Origin of the sequence: Pukyongia salina (assembly GCF_002966125.1) — a bacterium.
In the GTDB taxonomy this organism is placed as follows: domain Bacteria; phylum Bacteroidota; class Bacteroidia; order Flavobacteriales; family Flavobacteriaceae; genus Pukyongia; species Pukyongia salina.
Map to the genome: position 1 here is coordinate 3,119,184 of NZ_CP027062.1, position 24,093 is coordinate 3,143,276.

Annotated in this window: 26 protein-coding genes and 1 riboswitch; of the genes, 14 read left to right on the plus strand and 12 right to left on the minus strand. The window is 43.7% G+C overall.

Going from position 1 to position 24,093, the window contains the following annotated elements; genetic code table 11:
• Positions 1-85 precede the first annotated feature (85 nt).
• Positions 86-1,483 carry a GFO_1087 family putative carboxy terminal peptidase gene (locus C5O00_RS14175; RefSeq protein ID WP_105217480.1) on the plus strand — a complete coding sequence of 466 codons (1,398 nt, stop codon included), beginning with the start codon at positions 86-88 and terminating at the stop codon, positions 1,481-1,483.
• Between the two features lie 7 nt (positions 1,484-1,490).
• On the opposite strand, the gene C5O00_RS14180 is transcribed toward C5O00_RS14175, so the two are convergent.
• Positions 1,491-3,422, minus strand: a complete 1,932-nt coding sequence (locus C5O00_RS14180) for a TonB-dependent receptor plug domain-containing protein (RefSeq protein WP_105217693.1) — start codon at positions 3,420-3,422, stop codon at positions 1,491-1,493.
• 97 nt (positions 3,423-3,519) lie between these two features.
• Positions 3,520-3,720: riboswitch (cobalamin riboswitch) on the minus strand.
• Positions 3,721-3,767: 47 nt separating this feature from the next.
• On the opposite strand from C5O00_RS14180, the gene C5O00_RS14185 reads away from it, so the two are divergent.
• Genes C5O00_RS14185 through C5O00_RS14205 form a run of 5 tightly spaced genes read left to right on the plus strand, consistent with a single transcriptional unit; the run spans position 3,768 to position 8,690 of the window.
• Positions 3,768-4,928, plus strand: a complete 1,161-nt coding sequence (locus C5O00_RS14185; RefSeq protein WP_105217481.1) for an ABC transporter substrate-binding protein — start codon at positions 3,768-3,770, stop codon at positions 4,926-4,928.
• A complete protein-coding gene (locus tag C5O00_RS14190; RefSeq protein WP_105217482.1) occupies positions 4,928-5,959 on the plus strand; it encodes a FecCD family ABC transporter permease in 1,032 nt (343 codons plus the stop codon). The genes C5O00_RS14185 and C5O00_RS14190 overlap by 1 nt, the downstream gene beginning before the upstream one ends.
• The gene (locus C5O00_RS14195) at positions 5,959-6,753 is read left to right on the plus strand and encodes an ABC transporter ATP-binding protein (RefSeq protein ID WP_105217483.1); all 795 of its coding nucleotides are present in this window, start codon (positions 5,959-5,961) and stop codon (positions 6,751-6,753) included. The genes C5O00_RS14190 and C5O00_RS14195 overlap by 1 nt, the downstream gene beginning before the upstream one ends.
• A 49-nt stretch (positions 6,754-6,802) precedes the next feature.
• Positions 6,803-8,119, plus strand: a complete 1,317-nt coding sequence (locus tag C5O00_RS14200) for a DNA recombination protein RmuC (protein WP_105217484.1) — start codon at positions 6,803-6,805, stop codon at positions 8,117-8,119.
• A gap of 19 nt (positions 8,120-8,138) precedes the next feature.
• Positions 8,139-8,690: an acyl-CoA thioesterase gene (locus C5O00_RS14205; protein WP_105217485.1), complete on the plus strand. Its 552-nt coding sequence runs from the start codon at positions 8,139-8,141 to the stop codon at positions 8,688-8,690.
• A gap of 23 nt (positions 8,691-8,713) precedes the next feature.
• Here C5O00_RS14205 and C5O00_RS14210 read toward each other — a convergent pair whose 3' ends face one another.
• The 7 genes from C5O00_RS14210 to rpmH form a co-directional block, all read right to left on the minus strand.
• Complete coding sequence (locus C5O00_RS14210) at positions 8,714-9,601, minus strand: DUF5777 family beta-barrel protein (protein ID WP_105217486.1); 888 nt, start codon at positions 9,599-9,601, stop codon at positions 8,714-8,716.
• Positions 9,601-9,984, minus strand: a complete 384-nt coding sequence (locus C5O00_RS14215; protein ID WP_105217487.1) for a hypothetical protein — start codon at positions 9,982-9,984, stop codon at positions 9,601-9,603. Before C5O00_RS14215 ends, C5O00_RS14210 begins: the two co-directional genes overlap by 1 nt.
• Position 9,985: 1 nt before the next feature.
• Positions 9,986-10,534: a YceI family protein gene (locus C5O00_RS14220; protein ID WP_105217488.1), complete on the minus strand. Its 549-nt coding sequence runs from the start codon at positions 10,532-10,534 to the stop codon at positions 9,986-9,988.
• A gap of 10 nt (positions 10,535-10,544) precedes the next feature.
• Complete coding sequence (locus C5O00_RS14225; protein WP_244592999.1) at positions 10,545-10,919, minus strand: hypothetical protein; 375 nt, start codon at positions 10,917-10,919, stop codon at positions 10,545-10,547.
• A 12-nt stretch (positions 10,920-10,931) separates the two neighbouring features.
• Positions 10,932-11,507, minus strand: coding sequence for a T9SS type A sorting domain-containing protein (locus tag C5O00_RS14230; protein ID WP_105217490.1), 576 nt, complete (start codon positions 11,505-11,507; stop codon positions 10,932-10,934).
• A gap of 123 nt (positions 11,508-11,630) precedes the next feature.
• Positions 11,631-14,483 (minus strand): carbamoyl-phosphate synthase large subunit, encoded by a 2,853-nt coding sequence (gene carB, locus C5O00_RS14235; protein WP_105217491.1) that lies wholly within the window; start codon positions 14,481-14,483, stop codon positions 11,631-11,633.
• 103 nt (positions 14,484-14,586) lie between these two features.
• Positions 14,587-14,745 carry a 50S ribosomal protein L34 gene (gene rpmH, locus C5O00_RS14240; RefSeq protein WP_105217492.1) on the minus strand — a complete coding sequence of 53 codons (159 nt, stop codon included), beginning with the start codon at positions 14,743-14,745 and terminating at the stop codon, positions 14,587-14,589.
• A gap of 157 nt (positions 14,746-14,902) precedes the next feature.
• On the opposite strand from rpmH, the gene C5O00_RS14245 reads away from it, so the two are divergent.
• From C5O00_RS14245 to C5O00_RS14255, 3 genes are all read left to right on the plus strand, one after another.
• The gene (locus tag C5O00_RS14245) at positions 14,903-15,790 is read left to right on the plus strand and encodes a DUF6263 family protein (protein ID WP_105217493.1); all 888 of its coding nucleotides are present in this window, start codon (positions 14,903-14,905) and stop codon (positions 15,788-15,790) included.
• Positions 15,791-15,793: 3 nt separating this feature from the next.
• Complete coding sequence (locus C5O00_RS14250) at positions 15,794-16,351, plus strand: hypothetical protein (protein WP_105217494.1); 558 nt, start codon at positions 15,794-15,796, stop codon at positions 16,349-16,351.
• Positions 16,352-16,496: 145 nt separating this feature from the next.
• Complete coding sequence (locus C5O00_RS14255) at positions 16,497-17,195, plus strand: thioredoxin family protein (protein WP_105217495.1); 699 nt, start codon at positions 16,497-16,499, stop codon at positions 17,193-17,195.
• A gap of 1 nt (position 17,196) precedes the next feature.
• Here C5O00_RS14255 and C5O00_RS14260 read toward each other — a convergent pair whose 3' ends face one another.
• From C5O00_RS14260 to C5O00_RS14270, 3 genes are read right to left on the minus strand one after another with little or no spacing between them, the layout of a single operon-like run.
• Entirely contained in the window at positions 17,197-17,568 is a 372-nt protein-coding gene (locus C5O00_RS14260) for a sulfite exporter TauE/SafE family protein (protein WP_105217496.1), read from the minus strand.
• Entirely contained in the window at positions 17,569-18,501 is a 933-nt protein-coding gene (locus tag C5O00_RS14265) for a lytic transglycosylase domain-containing protein (RefSeq protein WP_105217497.1), read from the minus strand. It lies immediately after the preceding gene.
• Positions 18,502-18,560: 59 nt separating this feature from the next.
• The gene (locus C5O00_RS14270; protein WP_105217498.1) at positions 18,561-19,223 is read right to left on the minus strand and encodes an alpha/beta fold hydrolase; all 663 of its coding nucleotides are present in this window, start codon (positions 19,221-19,223) and stop codon (positions 18,561-18,563) included.
• Positions 19,224-19,316: 93 nt separating this feature from the next.
• Here C5O00_RS14270 and C5O00_RS14275 point away from each other — a divergent pair, with 93 nt between their 5' ends.
• Together C5O00_RS14275 and C5O00_RS14280 are read left to right on the plus strand one after the other, a co-directional pair.
• Positions 19,317-20,033, plus strand: a complete 717-nt coding sequence (locus C5O00_RS14275) for a pirin family protein (protein ID WP_105217499.1) — start codon at positions 19,317-19,319, stop codon at positions 20,031-20,033.
• A gap of 15 nt (positions 20,034-20,048) precedes the next feature.
• Positions 20,049-20,348 carry a GNAT family N-acetyltransferase gene (locus tag C5O00_RS14280; RefSeq protein ID WP_105217500.1) on the plus strand — a complete coding sequence of 100 codons (300 nt, stop codon included), beginning with the start codon at positions 20,049-20,051 and terminating at the stop codon, positions 20,346-20,348.
• A gap of 87 nt (positions 20,349-20,435) precedes the next feature.
• On the opposite strand, the gene mtaB is transcribed toward C5O00_RS14280, so the two are convergent.
• Complete coding sequence (gene mtaB / locus C5O00_RS14285; RefSeq protein ID WP_105217501.1) at positions 20,436-21,791, minus strand: tRNA (N(6)-L-threonylcarbamoyladenosine(37)-C(2))-methylthiotransferase MtaB; 1,356 nt, start codon at positions 21,789-21,791, stop codon at positions 20,436-20,438.
• Positions 21,792-21,912: 121 nt separating this feature from the next.
• On the opposite strand from mtaB, the gene C5O00_RS14545 reads away from it, so the two are divergent.
• The 3 genes from C5O00_RS14545 to C5O00_RS14295 are packed head-to-tail and all read left to right on the plus strand — an operon-like array spanning position 21,913 to position 24,051.
• A complete protein-coding gene (locus C5O00_RS14545) occupies positions 21,913-22,086 on the plus strand; it encodes a hypothetical protein (protein ID WP_158676878.1) in 174 nt (57 codons plus the stop codon).
• The gene (locus tag C5O00_RS14290; protein ID WP_105217502.1) at positions 22,062-23,690 is read left to right on the plus strand and encodes an ABC transporter substrate-binding protein; all 1,629 of its coding nucleotides are present in this window, start codon (positions 22,062-22,064) and stop codon (positions 23,688-23,690) included. Before C5O00_RS14545 ends, C5O00_RS14290 begins: the two co-directional genes overlap by 25 nt.
• Positions 23,691-23,745: 55 nt before the next feature.
• Complete coding sequence (locus tag C5O00_RS14295) at positions 23,746-24,051, plus strand: hypothetical protein (protein ID WP_105217503.1); 306 nt, start codon at positions 23,746-23,748, stop codon at positions 24,049-24,051.
• Positions 24,052-24,093 lie beyond the last annotated feature (42 nt).

A 24,093-nucleotide genomic window follows, 5' to 3' on the forward strand; every position in this document is an offset into this window, starting at 1 on the left:
TCCAATTTTGTTACAAATTAGTTGAACTTTCGCAATAATGTCCCTATTTTCGGAGTTTACAAGTTAGCTTTTGAAACAATTTCCCATGAAAAAGAAAATTATTCTCCTACTTATAGCGGCCACTACCCTGCTTTCTTCCTGTTTTAAAGATAATGACGATGTGCTTCAGGAAGCTTCTACCCTGGATATTCAGAATTTCATCTATCGCGGTCTCAATTTCTTTTACCTTTATAAAGCAGATACACCCGAACTGGCGAACGATGCCTTTGCAAACCAGCAGGCACTGGACGATTTTCTCAACACTTTCAATTCACCGGAAGCCCTGTTCGATTTCCTTATCTCTGGTCAGGATCGATTCAGTATCCTGGTAGATAACTATATCGCCCTGGAAAATGCCCTGGCTGGTGTTACCCTCACCAACGGAATGGAATACGGCCTGGTACGCTATCCTAACAATCCCTCTAATATCTTCGGGTATGTGCGCTACGTACTTCCAAATACAGATGCCGCCGCTAAAGGCCTCACAAGAGGTATGATCTTCAATACCGTGGACGGTACCCAGATCACCGAAAATAATTTCAGCGAATTGCTTGCACCCGACACTTATACTCTCGGGCTGGCAACTTTCGATGGCACCACCATCACTCCAACCGGAGACAGTGTTCAGTTAACCAAAGCCGAATACACCGAAAACCCGGTTTATGTGACCAGAACCTTCGATATCCTGGGACAAAAAGTGGGCTATCTTATGTACAACAGTTTTACACGGGATTTCGACCCCCAACTCAATGCCGCTTTTGCCCAGTTCCAGGCAGACGGGGTTACAGACGTTATCCTCGACCTGAGATACAACGGGGGTGGTTCGGTAGAAACGGCAAGCGATCTTGCCAGTATGGTTACTGGTCAGTTTAACGGCCAGATCTTTTATACCGAACAATGGAACGAAGACCGACAAGCGGCCTACGCCAGCGACGGACTCTTTAACCAAACCATCTCCACGGGGGAGGCCATAAACAGTTTAAATCTTAACCGAGTCTATATCATCACCACCGGGAGAACTGCCTCTGCAAGTGAAATGGTGATTAACGGCCTCGATCCGTATATTGATGTGATACAAGTGGGTGGAACCACTACCGGTAAATTTCAGGCATCATTCCTGCTGTACGATGCCCCGGCTCCAGATTTTAGCAGAACGCTTGCTAATCCCGATCATACATACGCTATGCTACCGTTAGTCTTTAAGACAGCGAATGCCAATGGAGTGACAGATTTTATAGATGGCCTGGCACCCGATGTTGCCATGGACGAAGATTATTCTAATCTCGGTGAGCTGGGCGATATGAGTGAACCCCTGCTGGCGGCGGCTCTGGCAGAGATATTCCCATCTCCCTCGCCCGTTAGACCATATCGTTCGGGGCTGGAAGAAGTTTCCGAAAGCAAAGCTTCTTCTCCTCTGTACCAACTAATGATCGCAGAGAAATAAACACCCACTAGTTAAGATCAAGACTAAACCCTACCCGCACATTCCTGCCTCGTGCCTGATAGCGGTATAGTTCTTCGTACTCTTCATTCAGCAGATTGGAGACAGCTGCAAATAAACTTATCGTCTCATTAACCCGGGTTCGAAAATTGAACCCGATCAGGCCGTAACTATCCAGGGTCACACTTTCGCTTTCAAAGGTATCGGGATTGAAAAATATATCTTCCCGCTCTCCGGTGAACAGATATTTCAATTGGAAATTTGTCCCTTCCTTCAGGCGAAACTGTAGTGAGGCATTGACCTTATGTTCGGGGATTCGTAAAGAAAACCGTTCATCTACCTGAGTGTTGGTATAATTGGCATTTAGTGTCCATTTTTCTGAAATTTTTGCTGAAGTATTTACTTCTACACCACTCGCATTAAATTCGGTAGCGCTATTCCAATATTGAAAAACGAAATTCTCAGGGTCCACATTTACGAAGTCAACGTAATTTTCTTCCCTCCTGTTAAAATACACTACACTAAAGCTAAGATCATTTCCGAAGCCATAAGTAACTCCACCCTCGATCGTTCTGTTTTCCTCAGGGATTAACGCCTGGTTTCCATAGATGGGGTCGAATAACTGAAATAACGACGGAGTTATATAAGCTGTGCTGTAAGAGCCCAATAACTTGATCGTATGTTCGCCCATATCGAATCTGTAAGACGGATTGATCTGATATACCAAATGGCTGTCGTAAGCACTATGAATATTTACTCGTAGGCCGGCATTTAAATTAAACCCAAAATCTGAAACATAGACAGCGTTTACATATGGATCGAGTATGCTAAAATTTGCATCTTCAGAATCTGTTTGCTGCTCGAAGGCCACACCCCCGAAGGGTATGGTATACGAATTTATCCTACTGAAATTTCCATTGAACCCCGCTACCAGGTGAATATTACTACCAAACCTGTGATCGAAATAGGTATCGAAAGTGTAGGCTTTGCTATCGTACTTAGCGGGGAAGGAAGATTCTATCTCCCGCTCTACCCACGAATACGAATCGTTAATCACAAACGAGCCGTTTTTATAGGCCCATTTAAAGTTACCGCCTCTGCGCAGCTGTTGGCTGATCGTGCGGTAATCGGCATCCATATAACTAAAATCATCAAAATCCGATTTAAACTTATCAATGGCCACAAACTGACTAAGCTGTATCTTCTCGGTAATATTATATCCCACATTAAGCCGGGTATTGAACCGGTTATACAGATCACTTTCAAAGGGTTCTGAACCCTCCGGAGCGGCTATGGCCGAGAGCCCATCTGCAAAACGATGAGAGAGATCTAGGGCGTAGAAAAATTTCCCCGGGCTCCCGTTTACAGATACCTGGTTCTCTATAAGGGAAGGATTAAAATCTTGGTTCTCTGCAGACTGATTGGTGCCTATAGAACTTGTCACCATAGCAGAAACATCTTTCTTCCCGCTTTTTTTAGTTCGGATATGGATCACCGCAGTCGCGGCTCCGCTTCCGTATAGTACACTGGAGGCTCCTTTTAGCACCTCTACAGACGCCACCCTATTGAGGTCTATCAGGCGCAGGTCGAAATCGTTAGCCAATTGGGAGGCGTCATTTAACTGTACGCCATCTACCATGATCACCACCTGCCTGTTGCTACCTCCACGAACGAAGTAAGACAGGTTCTGACCTTCATTGCTCAAATTTCCGTTGATCTCAATACCGCTTAGCTCGTTGAGTAGTTCTGCCAGAGAGCTGCCTTCGTTCTGTGCCAGCATATCGGATGTTATCCTGGCCACAACTTTCCCGCTGTTCTTAACGTTCATTCTCGATTTGGTATCAATTAGTACGCTGTCCAATTGTTCTACCTTTCCACTTTCCTGGGACCAAAGCGTTGTTAACGACCCCAAAAAGAGTAATCCAATTACAAATTGTTTCATTTTAATAATAATTAAAACGGAATACAGATGCAGTTTACCTGCGACGATCTTCAGAAATTTTACTTCTGAAGTGCCCAAACCTTTATCCCGAAAGTTCGACAATAGCTGAATTTGGGCAGGTCTCCTGGCTTGCCTTTTGTGCTACCTTCCCACCTGTTACAGGCAGTGGTTTTGAAGTGGCACAATCACATGGTATTGTGACGGCTTACAGTTGCGGGAACAGCTTCGGTTTTTCACCGAATTCCCTTTTAAGAAACACCTGTGGATAAAGTGCTTCACCAAAATTCGAAACGAAATTAAGGATTTAATTCAGACGAAGACGTAATAAATCTGTTATTTTTGGGCATGCGATTAATTTTATTTTCACTTTCCCTGCTAATGATGTTTTCCTGTAAGGAGATCGAAAATTCTCCTTCCATTGTTAGGGATACAGTTAGTACAAATAGCGTTGAATATGCCGAAGGGTTTTCAATTCATGAAGCCGATAATTTTATTACCCTCACGGTAAAAAACCCCTGGCCAGGTTCTAACGAATCGTTTACCTACGAGCTGAAGAAAAAAGGGTTGAGTGAAGAAGAAGATCAAAAAACCAACAGGCCCTGGCACGACTCCGGCTTCCATAAAGTACTAAAATACCCCGTAGAATCTATAGTGGTAACTTCCACAACTCATATTCCTTCCCTGGATATGCTGGGCGTTACCGATAAGCTAATTGGCTTTCCAAATCTCGATTATATCTCATCTAAAAATGCTCGCAAGCTCATTGCGGAGGGAAAGATCGTAGAATTAGGTCAAAACGAGTCTATCAACACCGAAGTACTTATAGATCTTGAACCCGAAATCGTTGTGAGCTTTGCCGTTGACGGTTCGAATAAAACGATTGACAATATTCAAAAAGCGGGAATCCCGGTGATCTATAATGCAGATTGGACCGAGAAACACCCTCTTGGAAAGGCGGAATGGATCAAGTTCTTCGGGGCCTTATTTGGGAAACAGAAAGAGGCAGATAGCATTTTTAAGGTTATAGAATTAGAATATTTTGCAGCAATGGAGCTCGCCCGGAAGGCCAAAACCAAGCCTACGGTACTTAGCGGCGCCATGTATAAAGACGTTTGGTACATGCCCCAGGGCGATAGCTGGGCAGCACAATTTATAGCCGATGCCAACGGCGAATACCTATGGAAAGAAACCGAAGGCACCGGAAGCCTGTCTATGAGTTTAGAATCTGTCTTGGATAAAGGTAAAGACGCCGATTTCTGGATTGGTCCCGGGCAGTTCGTTACGGTAGCTCAATTTGAAGAAGCCCATCCGGTATATACCGAATTCCGGGCCCTGAAAAATGGAAACGTATACACATTTACCGCCAACAAAGGTGAAACCGGAGGCGTACTTTATTACGAACTCGCTCCCAACAGGCCGGATATCGTACTAAAGGATATAATTAAAATTTTACATCCCGAGCTCCTTCCAGATCACCAATTGTACTTTTTTACCCAAGTTGAATAATGGAAACCCGTAGATCATATAAGCTTTGGTTTATCGTACTAATATTGGTGCTGCTCATATTCTTCCTTCTGAATATAAGCCTGGGATCTGTGCGTATTCCATTTGCCGATGTGATCTCTTCCCTTACCGCTCAAGGTGCTTCGAAGTCAACCTGGGAATATATTATTATAGAGTATCGCCTGCCAAAAGCCCTTACTGCGATTCTGGCAGGTAGCGGTCTCGCGGTTAGTGGTCTCCTTATGCAAACGCTGTTCCGCAATCCCCTGGCAGGACCCTTCGTACTTGGATTGAGCAGTGGAGCCAGCCTTGGGGTGGCATTGCTCATACTGGGCGCAGGAGCCTTTGGCGGATTTATGGGCAGTTTGTTGCTCAGCCAATGGAGCCTTGTAATCGCATCGGCGCTGGGAAGTTTCCTGGTATTACTTGCCGTGCTCGCCGTAACGCTGCACGTAAAAGATAGTATGGCTATATTAATAATAGGACTGATGTTTGGGAGTGTGACCGCTGCAGTTGTGGCCGTACTTTCGTATTTCAGTACAGCCGAAAAACTTCAGCAATATATTTTCTGGAGTTTTGGGAGCCTTGGAGACCAGTCCTGGCCGGGTATTATTATCCTGGCACTCTGTTGTGTCCTTGGGGTGCTGATAGCATTTTTTAGCTGTAAATCACTCAATGCCTTACTGTTAGGAGAGAATTATGCGAAAAGTATGGGGCTTCGTATAAAAAGAACAACTTTGTTTATCATCCTGGCCACAAGCATCCTGGCGGGAGGAATCACGGCCTTTGCCGGACCCATCGCCTTTGTAGGCCTCGCTGTACCTCATTTAACCAGGCAGTTGTTCACCACCTCCAATCATTTTGTCCTGCTTCCTGCAGTTCTGCTTACCGGTGCTATTTTAATGCTTATCTGCGATACCGTTGCACAACTTCCATTCAATGAAGCCACATTGCCCATTAATGCCATCACTTCATTGATTGGTGCTCCGGTTGTGATTTGGTTACTAGTTCGGAAACGTAAATTATTATTTTAATGACTTCGGAAAGTAAGCATATCGCCATTGCTGTAAACGATCTTTCGATAGGATACTTCCGAAGGAAAAAAGCCCTTGCCGTAGCCAAGCCTATTAATTTCAGCATTGAAAGTGGTAATCTAATTGCTCTGGTAGGTGCCAATGGGATAGGGAAATCTACATTACTGAGAACCCTCTCCGGGATGCAGGCAAAACTAAAGGGAAGTATAAAGATCTGTGGTAAGGAACTATCCGGCTATTCCAGCCTTGAACGTGCAACACAGCTTAGTGTGGTTCTTACCGAAGCACCGGCTTCCGGGAATCTTACCGTAAGAGAATTGGTTTCATTGGGCCGGCAACCGTACACAGGGAGTTTTGGATTTTTATCTGAAAAGGATAAGGAAATGATCGATAATGCCCTTAGCACCACCGAAACTACCCCACTCGAGAACAGAAAATGCTATGAGCTTAGCGACGGACAAATGCAGCGTGTGGTAATAGCACGGGCCCTGGCGCAGGACACTCCGCTGATCTTCTTAGACGAACCTACTACACATTTAGACCTGTACCACCGGGCGTACATATTAAAATTACTGAAAAGACTCACTTCCGAAAATGGAAAGACAGTACTTTTTTCAACCCATGAGATCGATCTTGGCATACAACTGGCCGATGTAATGCTCGTCATGGATGATTTGGGCATTCATCAGGGTTCTCCGCAACAGCTAATCGAGGATGGAAAGTTTAATAACCTCTTCCCCGAGGATACCATAGAATTTGACGCTTCCAACGGTCGGTTTACCATTAAGAATTAATTATCTTTGAAATTAAGATTTCTAATTCCCGCTTATACCCTACACACACATGAGTGAAACCTTTCTATTTTTATTATTAGCCGGTATATGTTTGCTTATTGGAGCTTTTATTGGCAACCTTATCTCTCGCCTAAAACAAAAGGCCGAGACAGGGAAAATGGAAGAACGGCTGGACCAATCGCAATTACAGCAGGAACGATTACAGGAGCGACTTGAAAATATCTTGAACGAACGCGAACAGATAAGGAAGGAAAAAGAATTTCTGAATAGTGAATTAGTTAGGCGTAATACCGAATTCGAAAACCTGGAAATAAAAAACAGGGAACAAAAGGAGGAAGTAGAAAAACTCCAGGAGAAATTCACCAAGGAATTCGAGAATCTTGCCAACAAGATCCTCGATGAAAAGTCGAGCAAGTTTACCAAACAGAATAGAGAGAACCTGGAGATCCTTCTCAACCCACTGCAAGAAAAAATAAAGACCTTCGAAAAGAAGGTAGAAGACAGCAACAAGGAAAGCGTAGGGCGGCACAGTGAGCTTAAAGAGCAGTTAAAACACCTTTCCGAATTAAACAGGCAGATAAGTAAGGAGGCCGACAATCTTACAAAAGCCCTTAAAGGAGATTCTAAGATGCAGGGAAACTGGGGAGAGCTAATTCTTACGCGTATCCTGGAAAAATCCGGACTCGAAAAAGGCCGGGAATATACCATTCAGGATAGCCACACCAATTCCCAGGGAAAAAGACTTCAAACAGATGTACTTATTCATCTGCCAGACGGGAAGAAGATGATCGTGGATAGTAAGGTTTCCCTGGTGGATTTCGAACGCTTTGTTTCCGAAGAAGATGAAGAGCTGAAACAAGGTCATTTAAAAAAACACATCGCTTCCATTAAGAAACATGTTGAGGACCTTAGCAATAAACAGTACCAATACCTCATGGATGAAAGCCCCGATACCGTTTTTATGTTTGTTCCTATTGAGCCCGCATTTGCGATTGCCGCTGCCAACGAACCTAATATTTACGAAGAAGCTTTTAACAAACAGATCATAATCGTTACTCCCTCTACCCTGCTTGCAGCACTTCGCCTGGTAGATAACCTCTGGCAGAACGACCGCCAAACACAGAACGCCCTGGCCATCGCTAAAGAGGCAGGAGCGCTATACGATTCCTTTACAAATCTAACCGATGAGCTAATAAAAGTAGGTAAGCAGATTGGGACGGTGCAGGGCACTTACGAAAGCGCCATGAAAAAGCTTACCGGCCGCGGTAACCTCATCCGAAGGGTTGAAAACCTGAAAAAACTGGGGGCTAAAGCGAGTAAACATATAGATGAGAAACTCCTCAAACGGGCCGAGGAGGAAGATTGAACAGAAACAGCCCGAGCACATGGAAACCATATTTAAAAAAATAGAAGAATCACAGGTTACTTTTTCCGAATTAATGCTGCCTTCGCATACCAATTTCAACGGAAAGATCCACGGTGGTTATATCCTTTCCCTAATGGACCAGATCGCTTTTGCCTGTGCCTCTAAACACAGCAAGAATTATTGTGTCACCGCCTCGGTAGAGACCGTGAACTTCTTAAATCCGATCGAGGTAGGAGAACTGGTTGTGATGAAGGCTTCGGTTAATTATGTGGGTAGAACCAGTATGATCATAGGGATTCGTGTGGAAGCGGAAAACATACATACCGGGCATACGAAACATTGTAATTCTTCTTATTTCACTATGGTGGCGAAGGACGAAGCCGGGAACAATATTACGGTGCCCGGGCTCGAACTGCGATCCGATGAAGAAGTAAGGCGATTTATCCGTAGTGCTAAAGAATTGCGCACAAAACGAGACAGGAAGCATATCTTTCACGATACAAATTTTGTTGTAAAAGACTATTTAGAGGAACTGAAGGATCATAGAGTGATCTTGTCTTACGATCTCTAATGCGAACAACAGGGCACCGAATCCTAAAACACCCGGCTTAAATTAAATCCGAAATAAAAATCTCCATCACCCCAGTCTCCTGCACCGCGGATTATAAATCCGTCCTCGAACATGGGTTGTGCATTGGTAAAATGCATCTGGAATACATGTCCTCCGGTTTCCAGGTCGACCCCTACCGAGAACGGATTTTTAAAATTTGAGTTGTCATTTCGGTTTAGATGTAGCCCATAATCCATATTTATACTCCAGCGAGTAGTTAATTTATATCGGCCACCCAATCCCAATGCAAACTGGTCGTTTTTTTCATCGAAATTAAGAGAGCTGTCGTCTGCAAGTACCACTACACTGCGTGTAGCCAGGTTCTCATGAATATACGTGGGGGCTATTAATAGTGAAAGCTTGTTTGAAACTTTCCTTGAAACAAGTGCCTGAGAGGTATAAGTAAGGCGATCACTAAATTCGAAATTAGTGAACATATCTTCGTCTAGCCCGGTGTTTATCGTCACTAAATTGTAACCCACAACCGTTAGGGGAAACCCATCCTTCTGTTGCCCGATGATCCTGTATTTAACATGAGCGCCGTAGGTTTTTTGGAGCGAACTTCGGGCGACACCAAGATTTAGCCAGTCGTTAAGTCCGTATATAAATTTAAGTTGTGTGACGGCCTCATCCAGGCCAAAAAGATCATCGAAACCATTTTTTACGGTACCAAACCGGTGAGATACGATAAAATAGAAATCTTTTTTATGTGCCAGCTTAGTAGATTCGAAATTAACCACCTTGAGTCCCTTAAAGGCTGCATCGACCGTTTTGTCTTCAACAACCTCACTTTCCAGGGCATCGAGCAGGTCATCCTGGGCGAATCCAACCAGTGGCAGTAGTATAAATAATACAAGATATTTTAGTTTCATCAGTTTTGATTTAAGAGAGAACATTGATCTAATTTTACTAGTTCGAACAGGTCGTCATAACCAATGCAACGCCCTTTTACCGTAAGTGTCTCACCTATCTTAAATCCGGAGATCTCTTTGGTGAAGCTACACGTCACTTTATCGTCTAGCGTTATGGTACTTCCGGCAACTTCAGAAATCACTCCTTTTACACTTACAGTTGCATTGAGTAGATCGTTGGCCGCATTTTGTTTAAATATTTCTGAAATGGATTCTGAAGTTAAAGCCGCTACTACGTCTTCCGAATCGATCTCCCGGTGATCCTGATATAGATATTTATATCCTACAACACCTATCACCGTTATAAAAGCTACAATTACGATTATGGATTTTCGATTCATCATGCTAATTGGATAGAGAGAAATTGGCATTGACCTCCACCTCCTCAGCGACCTTCTTACTCACGATTGCCGGTATTCTAATGTCGAAATCGGTTGGCTTCAGTTTAAAATCTGTAGATAGAACCGTAAACTGATCTTCCCGCCATATCTTCACCGGGACATGAATATCCCGGGTTACACCATGAAGTGTTATACTGCCATTGATTCTGAATTCCGTAGGAGTGTCACTCACTGCATCCTTATTGAAATTAACAATGGTACCCTTAAAAACCGCCTTTGGGAATTTTGAGGATTCTACATAATTCTCATTAAAGTGTTCCTCCATAAGTGCGATCTTAAATCGGAACCCTTTCATCAACGCCAGGGCGGCAAACTCCCCTGTCTCGGTGTTCAGGATGGCACTTACATCCTTATTGATCGCTCTAACCTCTTCAAAGGAAGGTACAGAGGCTTCGAAATTAATCGTTCCACTTTTGGTTTTCAGTTTAGACTGGCCAAAAGCTGAAACGAAAACGAGCATCAATACGCTGAGAATAAATAGTAATTTCTTCATCGGGCTTAGATTAGTTTTCCAGGAGTCCGTCGTTATTCCATTGTAAAATGAGATCGATCGTAGCCTGAGGAAGCCTGGGGCCGCCCAGTGGCATGAGTCCCTGGGCTCCTTCCGGACGACTTATTCTGTCCAGCAATCCACGGTTCTCCACTGCCTGCTTTACATTTGTATAAGTCACCAAAGGCATAGGTGCCCCGTTTTGCGGCGGGTTAGAATGACATTGCTGGCAAATATTATCAAATACAAAACGTACGTCCTGGAAAGTTACCAGATCTACAGGCACCTCCTGCTGTACAGGCATCAGCTCGTCGATATTCCTGGTAGTACAGCCATGTAGTAGAAAGAACATGGCTGTTCCTATCACTATTCTATTAAGTAATCTCATTACCGGTTTTACTTACTGTATTACGACTTTGGTAGTATGAGACAGATCTCCGGAGTTTACCTGTACAAAGTAGATTCCCGGCTGTAAGGCGGACACTTCCAGGGTGCTGAAATTTCCTTCGTCAACGTTCTGCATTACAAGCTGGCCTGCAAGATTATGTACTTTATAACTATCTATCTTCAAGAGTGAGAAGATGTGTAATTGGTCGCTGGCAGGATTGGGATAAAAAGTTAAGCTTTTTACAAATTTCTCCTCTACAGACAGGATATCCTGTACGGTAACTGTACCCACCATATTGGCATGTACGTCACAACCGTAGTCGTTGGTTCCCAGTTCTGTGAATGTAAATGAGAATTGTGTCCCCATTCCGGTAATAATACCACTGTCGAAAGCCTGCTGACTCCCGGGATCGCTGGTTACACTGTGGGGAAGGCCATCTGTCCATGTCCATCGTACAGTATCCCCTATTTCGACCGTTGGGCTGGCCGGAGCGCCACTTACACCAACTTCCCAGTCGATATCGAAAGTGGTTTGTGCGGAAATAGAAATTGTAACGAAGAGGGCAATGACAAGTAAAAACTTTTTCATAATCGATTAATTAAAGGTTAATAAGGTTATATGTATAAAACAACCCTGATCGATTATTTCCTACTTAAATCAAAAAAAAACTCCGGGCGAGCCGGAGTTATTGGTACTATATATACCTGGTTTCTATCGAGTTAGATACATCTTTCTTCGGGAATACAATTCATAGAATTCGTCATCCTTTAAGCTATCTATAAAGAGAATGCTCTCCCCGGTACTTTTCATTTCCGGGCCGAGTTGTTTATTCACGTTCGGGAACTTATTAAAGCTGAATACCGGTTGTTTGATCGCGTATCCTTCCAGTTTCGGATTGAATTTAAAATCGGTTACTTTCTTATCGCCCAACATTACTTTGGTGGCGTAGTTTACGTAAGGTTCTCCATATGCCTTTGCGATAAAGGGAACGGTTCTGGACGCTCTGGGGTTGGCTTCGATAATATACACCTGGTCGTCCTTTATGGCGAATTGTATATTAATTAGACCCACTGTGTTTAGCGCCAGCGCGATCTTTTTAGTGTGATCCTTTATTTGCTGCATCACAAATTCACCCAGATTGAACGGTGGTAAAGTAGCGTTAGAATCGCCCGAATGAATTCCACACGGCTCTATATGCTCCATGATCCCGATAATATAAACGTTCTCACCATCGCAGATAGCATCGGCCTCTGCTTCTATGGCTCCATCCAGATAGTGGTCCAGTAATAATTTATTGTTAGGTATCTTTCTGAGCAGGTCCACCACATGTTCTTCCAGTTCCTGCTTGTTGATCACGATCTTCATTCCCTGCCCACCTAATACATAGGACGGACGAATAAGCAATGGAAAATCCAGTTCATCAGCAAGCTGTAATGCCTCCTCTGTGGTTTCGGCAGTTCCAAATTCGGGATACGGGATATTGTTCTCCTTTAATAAGGTTGAAAAACTTCCCCTGTCCTCGGCCAGGTCCAGAGCCTGGTAGCTGGTACCCATGATCTTGATTCCGTATCGATCCAGTTTTTCGGCAAGCTTTAGGGCGGTTTGTCCGCCAAGTTGCACGATCACACCTTCCGGTTTCTCATGCCTGATAATATCGTATATATGTTCCCAGAAAACCGGTTCGAAGTATAGCTTATCGGCCACGTCGAAATCTGTTGATACAGTCTCCGGGTTACAGTTTATCATGATCGTTTCGTATCCCACCTCACTGGCGGCCAGTACTCCGTGAACACAGCAGTAATCGAACTCGATCCCCTGGCCAATACGATTAGGTCCCGATCCCAGTACAATGATCTTTTTTCGGTCTGTAACAACGCTATCGTTCTCGGCATATTCCTTACCATCGGCAGTAACCATTTCATTTTCGAACGTGGAATAGTAATAAGGAGTTTCGGCTTTAAATTCGGCCGCACAGGTATCTACCAGTTTATAAACTCTCTGAATATTTAGTTCGTCCCTTTTGTTGTACACCTGGCTCTCAAGACATTTAAGCATATGTGCTATTTGTCTGTCGCCATATCCTTTTTGTTTTGCTTCCAGTAATAATTCTCTTGGAAGGGTGTCCAGTGTATAGCCGGAGATCTCTTTTTCCAGCTGATATAATTCCTCGTATTGTTTGAGGAACCACATATCGATCCTGGTGATCTCGTGTATTCTGCTTAGAGGTATTCCCATCTGGATGGCATCGTAGATCACAAATACCCGGTCCCAACTTGCATATGTAAGCTTTTCTATGATCTGATCGTAATTGGTATAGCTCTTCCCATCTGCACCCAGACCATTACGCTTTATTTCAAGGGATTGAGTAGCCTTGTGTAAAGCCTCCTGGAAAGATCTACCAATTCCCATTACCTCACCAACAGCCTTCATTTGGAGGCCAAGGGTACGTTCGGAGCCTTCAAACTTATCGAAGTTCCATCGCGGAATCTTTACAATCACATAATCCAGGGTAGGTTCGAATAAAGCAGAAGTAGACTTGGTGATCTGGTTGTCCAGTTCATCCAGGTGATAGCCTATGGCTAGTTTAGATGCGATCTTTGCGATGGGGTATCCGGTGGCTTTAGAAGCCAGCGCAGACGAACGAGAAACCCTCGGGTTGATCTCGATGGCGATGATCTCTTCCTTCTCATCCGGACTCACAGCAAACTGCACATTACAACCTCCTGCAAAATCCCCTATACTTCGCATCATCTTTATAGCCATATCCCGCATTCGCTGATAACAGGTATCACTAAGAGTCATGGCTGGAGCCACAGTTATGGAATCGCCTGTGTGAATCCCCATGGGGTCCATATTCTCAATGGTACAGATGATCACCACATTATCGTTACTGTCCCGCAGTAATTCTAGCTCGTATTCTTTCCAGCCCAGTAGTGCCTTATCTATAAGAACCTCGTGAATTGGAGAAGCTTCCAAACCACGCGTAAGTAGTTCGTCAAATTGATCTTCGGTGTGTACAAAAGAAGCCCCCGTACCACCTAGTGTAAAAGAAGGACGAATTACCACCGGAAATCCAAATTCCTGGGCGATCTCTTTCCCTTTCAGAAAAGAGTTTGCGATTTTCGCAGGTGCCACTGGGATCCCGATCTTATTCATCAGGTTTTTAAACTGTTCCCGGTCTTCAGTAATATTGATAGCAGCAATATCCACCCCAATGATCTCCACGTCAAAATCCTTCCATATCCCTTTTTCATCTGCCTCTATACATAAATTAAGCGCCGTTTGCCCACCCATGGTTGGCAGTACGGCATCTATCTGGGGGTGCTCCTTCAGGATCTTAACGATAGATTTGGTATTGAGAGGTAACAGGTAAACGTGATCGGCCATGGTAGGATCTGTCATGATCGTGGCCGGATTCGAATTGATAAGAATGGTTTCTATGCCATCTTCCCTTAACGATCGCAACGATTGCGATCCGGAGTAATCAAATTCGCAGGCCTGACCAATGATGATGGGACCAGAACCGATAATTAAAATGGATTTTAAAGCGTTGTTTTTGGGCATTTTTAGTGTACTTTTTTTACTGCGCTAAAATTACGGCGCGACAGGGTATAAAAAAAAGGTGTTGCTATTAAAACAACACCTTTTTATTTATGAGTTATCAACATTATTTTTTGTGACGAGGTTCAGAAGAAACAGATAATTTCTTTCGGCCTTTCGCTCTGCGAGAAGCCAATACCTTCCTACCGTTTACAGATGCCATTCGCTCTCTAAACCCATGCTTGTTACGTCTCTTTCTCTTCGACGGTTGAAATGTTCTTTTCATTGTAAATTAGCTTAAATCTTCTGAAATATACTTTTGTATAGACCTTCTCTGAAAGTCGGGTGCAAATATACAATCATTTTTTACTTTCCCAAACACAAGAACAAAAATATTTAGGATTGTTTTTCATACCTTTGAACCCTTCAAAAAACAAACCTAAGTGAAAAATTCCTTATACATTTTCCTGCTGTTGTTTTACTTCGGAAGTACGGCAATCCAAGCGCAACACGAACTCTCCTACCAACTTAAATTGGGAGATAGTTTTAAGATCGCGCAAAAAGCCGTTCAGAATATAAAAATGACCATGGAAGGCGAAGATCACAATATGACAAACACCCTGGCAGGGGTTTTCGATTTCAAAGTACAGGAAATTACGGAAGACTCCTATATTATCCGAACCTCCTTCCAAAACTTTATGTTCAAGACCGAATCTGATATCTATGGAACACTTAACGATGTGGATACGAGCAGGGAGACCGATGAAGAAGATATAGAAGCAAATGTCTTTAAAGGATTGATCGATGTCCCGTTCTATATCACCCTTCGGAAGGACGGTAAGATCACGTCCCTCGACGGTGTTGAAGCTTTGCTTGATAATATGGTTAAGAACGCCGGGATCGAGGATAATTTCACCAGGGAATTAATAAAGGAAGGAGTCTCAGGCCAGTTTGGCTCTGAAAGTCTTTCCGAAAGTATAGAACAACTTACCTACTTGTTTCCTGCATCGAAGGTTGCCGTATCCGATAGCTGGCAAAATGAGTATACAGGCGATATGAAAGCTCAGAATACCTGGACACTGGATTCGTATAACGATTCAGAATTTGTGCTTTCCGGTACTGCTACAGTACAAATGAAAACCAACGACGATTCGGTGGTCATGGAATTAGAGGGTACGCAGGATAGTGTAGCCGTAATAGCCACAGACAACGGGTTTCTACGATCACTCAAGGTAGAACAACAAACAAAAGGTATTACTACAATGAACGACATGGGTGGTGTCGAGGTCGATACTACTCTGGATGCGATAATTACTTACAAAAGACTATAATTTATGTTTAACAAATACATCAAACTCGTTTTGGCAGCGGCATCGATTGGTGCAGCAGTCTGGCAGTTCTACGAGACCAATATTGGAAACGGGATCATGTTCATTCTCCTTGCACTGATCTTTATTTTTCTGTATTACAAGAACGAGCTTATTTTACTTGCCTTTCTTCAACTTCGGAAACAAAACTTCGAAGGCGCTAAAAAATGGCTTGACAGGATCAAGAACCCGGAAGCTGCCCTGGTTACCAAACAACAAGGCTACTACAACTACCTCAACGGTCTCATGGTCTCTCAAACTAATATGAATGAGGCGGAGAAATATTTCAAAAAGGCAGAAAAACTGGGACTCTCCATGAGTACCGATATGGCCATGGTGAAGCTCAACCTGGCAGGTATTGCCATGACCAAGAACAGAAAACGGGAAGCCGAGATGCTGCTCACCGAAGCAAAAAAACTCGACAAGCAGAACATGCTGGACGAGCAGATCAAAATGATGAAGCAGCAGATGAAACGCGCCGGACAACCGCGACAGCAATTTGGCCGAGGCGGTCGAAGACGATAGGCCCCTGTTTAAGTTTTCTTAAAATTTATAGGATTATTCTCACGTGAATAGGTACTTTATCGATATTTTTATACACTTTATCGATAATTTAATCTAAATTCCTTCTTTCCTCGTTACCTTTGGCAGACTAACCAAATCGCGACCTATGGGGAAAACTTTACGTATGCTCTTCCTGCTGATTTCCGTTTCCGCGTTCCCCCAGGATTTTGCGAAGAAATCCCTGTTTTCTGATGTGATCGGACAGAACATAAAAAAGTATAAGAACCTTGCCAATTACGCCTATCGTAAAGCCGATCTGGAACGGGCTCAGTTCTTATTCGATTCGCTGGTGGACCACGTGATAAAAGATAGTTATATGAATAACTTCAAACTGCGTGAAGTAAACGGAAAGCGATCTGAAATGTATGCCTTCGAAAAGCCGGTTTATCTTATTACCACTGCCTTTTGGGTGGCAACCAGCTCTGGGGAGATCCCGGCCCTGAACACCATAGCAGATCAATATCATAAGGAAGTGGACATCGTAGTACTTTTCTGGGGCCCCAAAGATGCCATCATGAAACTTAAAAAGCACTACAGTAAAAATATCACCTTATTGTACGTGGACGAAATGGAGAACACCAACGACTTCACCATTAAAACCATGAAACACAGCCTGGGATTTCCTACCACTTTTATAATGGACGAATCAAAACGCATCCTGGATGTTCGAAGGAATATGAACCATCATTACGAAAAGGATTACACTACTTCGTACAATGAGCATTACCAGACCTTCATGAACGGCCTGTCACTTATCTTAAATAAAGAGGATGGGAAAACGGCCGATCCGTTTACACATGATTAAACTACTTCGACAGAAATAATTTTACCGCTGCAACCACAAGTATTAGGGCAAAGATCCGTTTCAATACCTGCTGATTGAGTGACACCGCGAACTTAGATCCAATATATCCTCCTACTACAAAGAAGATTGCAATAACCAGGGCATATTTCCATTCGATAGCGTGGCCTGCCTTGTGGTAGGTATACGCTGCTAAAAAAGTTACCGGTACAGCAAGTACGGCCAGACTCATCCCCTGCGCCTGATGCTGATCATAGCTTAAAAATAACATCATTAAGGGGATCATTACCACGCCACCTCCTACTCCCATAAAACCACTTAGCATCCCGGCTAGTAATCCAATAAGGATTAACGAAAGAATTAATGTCATACGCATTTATTGTCCTGTGTTATAGTATCCCTTCTCCGGAATTTCTATAAAATATTCCTTTCCAGAGGCATTCTTTAGGTAGGTTTCCCGCAACCACGGATTATGCAGCTTCAATATCTTATAATTGATACCAAATTGTTTTGCAAAGCCGGGAATATCGGTAATGGCCGTATCTACTTTTACCTTATAGGTCGGGATGGTTGTATACAAATCCCTGGGTTGGAAATTAAAACCATACTTCTCAGGATTGCTCAATATCTCTTTAAACGCTAGGATACGGAATACATACCTGCTCGTCTCGTCATTCAACAACAGATCGTAGTAATTATTGGAAGCCTTCTGCCTGTCTACCTGTTTCTGGATCCCTCCATTACCGGCGTTATAAGCAGCAGCAGCCATTGTCCATGAACCAAATTTCTTCTTCGAATTCTTCAGATATTCAGCGGCTACCTCGGTGGCCAGTTCGAGATTGTATCGCTCGTCCACATAATCGTTGATCTCCAGACCGTATTCCCGCCCTGTACCTTTTAAAAAGTGCCAGAACCCCGCTGCACCTGCCGGAGAACGATTGTTCTCCAGGGCACTTTCGGCAACCGCCAGGTATTTAAAATCATCCGGGAGTCCGTGTTTTGCCAACAAGGGTTCGATAATAGGGAAATATTTATTTGCACGCTTAAAAATAAGCAGCCCATTAGATTGCCAATAAGTATTTACCAGCAGTTCCCGGTCCAGCCTTTCCCGTATATCCGGATTGTCCAGCGGAACAGGCTCTCCCGCAAAATCCATCGTTTCGGGGATAGGTACGGCATATACATTATAGTCGTTCACAGCTTTTTCAACAGCTTTCGGTTTTACAGGCTCCTGCTGCACAGCATTCACACACAAACTGCTCACCCCAAAGAGAACAGTTACCAATCCAATTTTTGATAAAATACTCATGACTTAAATTTTTTATTAAAGATAAAAAAAGGAAGGTGCTAATTAAAGTTTTACTGCTCTTATTCTTCGATGGCAGCAATTATTTTTTCGGATACCCGGCTACCCTTATCCAGAAGCATAATATGAGTCCCTCCTTCCAGCACAACACAATCGCTGATATTCTTTATAGGGAAGATAATATCCTTATCTCCGTGAATGTGAATTATATTTCTCAGGGGTTCCTTCCGCTGCCAGCACACCATATTCCTGATGGCCCAATCCAGATATCGCTTGTCTCGCACGTGAAGAAATTCCTGGTAGAGTTTTAATCGTTTTTTAGATCTGGGGCCTATAGCAAATTTAGTAAGGTCGTCTGCACTTAACATTAACCGAGTTGGCATAAGTTTATACACAGCCGTCCTACGTGCGATTTTAAGTCGTCTGGGGAGTTCGGCACGAGATTTCACACTGGAGATAATGATTAATTTCCTTGGGTTGACAAAAGCTGCCATTTCCTGTGCTACCACCCCTCCAAACGAAACGCCTGCCAAAACCACATCTTTCTCCTTTACCCTGGCTGCCATCCTAGCGGCATAATTCAGTAAAGATTCATTCCTCTCGGGGATCAACCACTCCAGTATGTGCAGGACGTAGCGGTCTTCGGGCAGGTGGATGTTCTTAAAAATTTCCTTCCCCGCAGCCATCCCGGGAACGAAATAAACATGGGTTTTTTGCTTAGACATAGGGCTTTAACAACTAGCTAACGATTTTGGCGAGTGATTTTTCGTAACTTTGTAGTGCAAAGATAGAATTATCATCACGTATTTGGGGTTTTTATGAAGAAGATTTTACATCCGGCAGACACTCGTGGCACTGCGGATTATGGCTGGTTACAAGCCCGGTATTCTTTTAGTTTTGCTAATTTTTTTAACCCGGACAGAATTCAGTTTGGGAAGCTACGCGTGCTAAACGACGACATCGTTGCACCCGCTATGGGCTTCGGTAAACACCCGCATCAGAATATGGAGATCGTCACTATTCCTCAGCAAGGTGCCCTAAAACACCGCGATTCTATGGGTAACGAAGGAGTGATAGAATCTGGCGACATTCAGATCATGAGTGCCGGCAGCGGCGTTGAACACAGCGAAATGAATGCCAATACCACCCAATCCGTGAAATTATTCCAGATCTGGGTCTTCCCGGAAGAAGAGAACGTATCCCCTCGTTACGATCAGAAAAAGATCGCGCCTCTCCTCAAAAATAACCAATTCAGCGCTGTGGTAAAACCTCGCTCTCATGCAGCCGCAGATGAGCTTTGGGTCCATCAGCAGGCCTGGTTCAACATTGGTGAATTTTCAGAAACAACCATTACAGATTATAAGTTAAACAACCCAGCCAATGGCGCGTATATCTTTGTTATAGATGGCACCATTGTTGTTGATAATGAGACACTTAATAAGAGGGATGCCATAGGTGTCTGGGATACCAATTCGGTCTCCATCACGGCAGAAAAAGATAGCCGTGTCCTGCTTATAGAAGTACCAATGAATTAAAAAAAAATACTCCCTATGATTGAAGATGTAGAAATTACCGATAACGAATTTTTAAGACAATTCGAACTTGAAGTGGGCGACAATATGGCCCGCATAGAATACGCCCTACAGGATCGCAAGATATTCCTTACCAAATTCGATATGCCAGACGATATGGAAGAGCAGGGATTCAGGGATATTTTTATAAAGGCGGTATTCGACGAAGTAAGAGATCGTGGAATAAGTCTTGTTCCCACTAGTCCCGAGATCGCTGGATTTATGCGTAAAAATCGCAGAAAATACAAGGACCTCCTGCCTGTTGGAATAAGTATTTAAGAAGTTTTGGGCGCCTTCTACGAAGCTAACGCTCCGTAGAACCGGGCTATCCATTATATCACTCCCTTCGGTTCGTGGATGCCATTTCTATCCCTGGCGCAGTACTTCTGTCTCCGCAAATTCGAAACGTACCAGACCGTCATCATCGATCTCCGTTAGGATAATATCATGTAGAGTGTTCACCAACTCCGGGTTCCACGGAGCCTTCACCTTAACGTAATTTTCGGTGAAACCGTGTATGTATCCCTCCTTGTTCTCTCCCTCAAAAAGCACCGTTCTCTCTGTTCCCAGCTGTTGCTCGTAAAAGGCCCTGCGCTTCTTGGCAGACAACCCTCGCAACATCTTACTGCGTTTGTGCCGTACCGATTTAGGCACCACCCCTTCCATTTCGGCTGCCGGGGTATTATCCCTTTCAGAATAAGTAAAAACATGTAAATAGGAAATATCCAGCTCATTGAGAAAGTGATAGGTTTCCAAAAATCGTTCGTCGGTTTCACCGGGAAAGCCAACGATCACATCCACACCTATACAGGCATGCGGCATAACATCCCTGATCTTCTTCACCCTGTCCTCATATAGCCCTCTCATATATCTTCTGCGCATTAATTTCAGCAAGTCATCACTTCCACTCTGCAGGGGAATATGAAAATGCGGCACAAAGGTTTTAGAGCTAGCTACAAAATCTATGGTTTCGTTTTTTAAGAGGTTAGGTTCTATAGACGATATTCTAAGTCGCTCTATACCCTCTACCTCATCAAGGGCCTGACAAAGCTCGAAAAAGGTATGTTCGTGCTTCTTATTTCCAAATTCTCCCTTGCCATAATCCCCTATGTTCACTCCCGTAAGTACGATCTCCTTTATCCCCTGGGCAGAGATCTCGGCAGCGTTCTTTAATACGTTATCCAACGTATCGCTACGGGAAATTCCCCTGGCCAGTGGGATAGTACAGTAGGTACATTTATAATCACAGCCATCCTGAACTTTCAAAAAGGCCCTGGTTCTGTCCCCAATGGAATAGGAACCCACATAAAAATCGGCCTCCTCGATCTCACAGGAATGGATCACCCCGGCATTCCTGGTTCGCTCCGGCGTGCTCAATAGCTCGTTAATATAGGCCGTGATCTTAAATTTTTCGGTGGCACCCAGTACCAGGTCTACCCCGTGTACATCGGCCAGTTCCTGCGGTTTTAATTGGGCATAGCAACCTATTGCGGCTACAAATGCTTCAGGATTGACTTTCTGCGCCTGCTTCACGATACTGCGGAATCTTTTATCGGCATTTTCGGTAACACTGCAGGTGTTGATCACATAGATATCGGCCGCTTCACCAAAGTCCACCCGCTCGTATCCTTCCGAAGAAAAATCACGGGCAATCGTAGAAGTCTCACTGAAATTCAGCTTACAACCCAAGGTATAAAATGCGACTTTTTTGCTAGCGTTCATTAGTGTATTTTAGCAGGCGGGCACAAAGATACGAACAATTACCAAAGTGAATTATCAGATGCTTGGGTAACCAGAGATTCATCTTAAAACGTCCATCTGAAATTAAGTAACAAATTACTCTATGTCTAAAGCATCAGCCCGAATAAAGGAAATCGACTCTGGACAGAATTATTGCTTTGTACTCCTCGAATACCTGGGGGAATATACAAGCATAATCTTATTTGATATCGGCCTTGTGTTGATATATCTTTATACCGGACTCATAAAGAAATGGAAAGGACTACCCGAAGGATAACCCGATTATTGCCATCTGTATTCATGCTTTGGCTATTGATTCTGCTGGGCAGCTGTTCTGCCGATACCGATAAGCAGCGGGACTCGCTCGTTTTTCGCTACAACGAGCACAGCAATATCCCCACACTAGATCCAGCCTTTGCCAGGAACCCACAGATTATATGGCCCACCAATCAGCTTTTCAATGGCCTGATACAACTGGACGATTCCCTTAAGGTACAACCGGACATTGCTAAATCCTGGAAATTTGTAGATAGTACCTGCACCTTCTATTTCACCCTGAGAGACGATGTGTATTTTCATAAAAGCGAGGTTTTTGGCGAGCAAGGCACCAGAAAGGTGACTGCTTACGATTTCGAGTACAGTTTCGCCCGCCTTACAGACCCCGGAGTTGCGTCTCCCGGTAGCTGGGTGATGAACAATGTGGAAACGTACAAGGCCGAGAACGATTCGGTTTTTAAGATATTACTGCAGCGCCCCTTCCCTCCTTTCCTCGGTATGCTGGGGATGCGATACTTCTCTGTTGTACCACAGGAAGCCGTGGAATACTATGGAAGCGAATTCAGGAGAAATCCCGTAGGAACCGGGCCTTTCCAATTTAAACTTTGGGAAGAAAATGTAAAATTAGTGCTTAGGAAGAACCCTTTGTACTTCGAGATCGATGAGAATGGTGAACAATTACCTTACCTGGAAGCCATTGCCATTACCTTCTTGCCCGATAAACAGAGTGAATTTCTGCAATTCGCACAGGAAAAGATAGATTTTGTCTCCGGCCTGGACAATTCGTATAAGGATGAGATCATCACCACCACTGGTGAATTACAGGAAGAATATAAGGACAGGGTAAAACTTATTACTGCGCCTTATCTCAACACCGAATATCTTGGATTCTTTATGGGAGCAGATACCCCCGAGATCAAATCCAAATTATTACGGCAGGCTGTGAATTACGGTTTCGACCGGGAGAAAATGGTGACTTTCTTAAGAAATGGGATGGGAATTCCGGCTAATAACGGATTTATCCCCAAAGGCCTTCCGGGTTTTAATGAAATTGAAGGCTATACCTACAACCCCAACAAGGCGCGTGAGTTAATAGAACAATACAAAACAGAGACGGGCGACACCGATCTGGAGATCATAATAGGTACTAACAGTCAGTATCTTGATATTTGCGAATACATTCAGCGGGAGCTCGAAAAGCTAGGGGTGTCTGTTACAGTAGATGTCATGCCTCCTTCCACCTTACGACAAATGAAGAGTTCGGGTGAATTGGATATCTTCAGGGCAAGCTGGATCGCAGATTATCCCGACGCCGAAAACTATCTTAGCCTCTTTTACAGTGAGAATTTCACTCCCAATGGCCCCAACTATACACATTACAAGAACGAGGCTTTTGATAGCCTGTATGTTCGCGCGCTCAATATTTCGAATATTGAGGAGCGGAAACTTCTTTATACTCAAATGGATTCGATCATTATTTCCGATGCCCCGGTGGTGCCTTTGTATTACGATATGGCGATCCGTTTCGTGAATAAGAAAGTAAGTGGCCTGGGGATCAATCCGCAGAATTTCCTGGTGCTTAAAAGGGTTCGCAAAGCGGAATGATCCTATTTATTGTAACGAAATGAATATCCTCCATTACCAATAATAAAACCGTTTCATGAGTACAAAAGGCAAAATCGGGGTATATCGCTTTAACGAATTACAGAAAAGTAAACGAAGACGGCTATCCGATCCTAAAGTTCGTTCCATGCCTAGTGGGTACAAAAAATTTGATGATCATACTGAAATGAAAACTCATGAGTACGCCGAATTTCAGAAAAAATTATTTGCAGAAAAAGCCAGGAATCGCAGACGATTCAGATTGGTTTTTTGGTCTGTAATGCTCCTTTTGGTTATCGTGCTATCCTATTTCCTGTTCTTCTATGAAATGGATCCTATCCGGTCGTTCAAGTGGCCGAACTAGCCCTCAATACAGTGATTAAAAATCTATAATTTTTATGTCAAC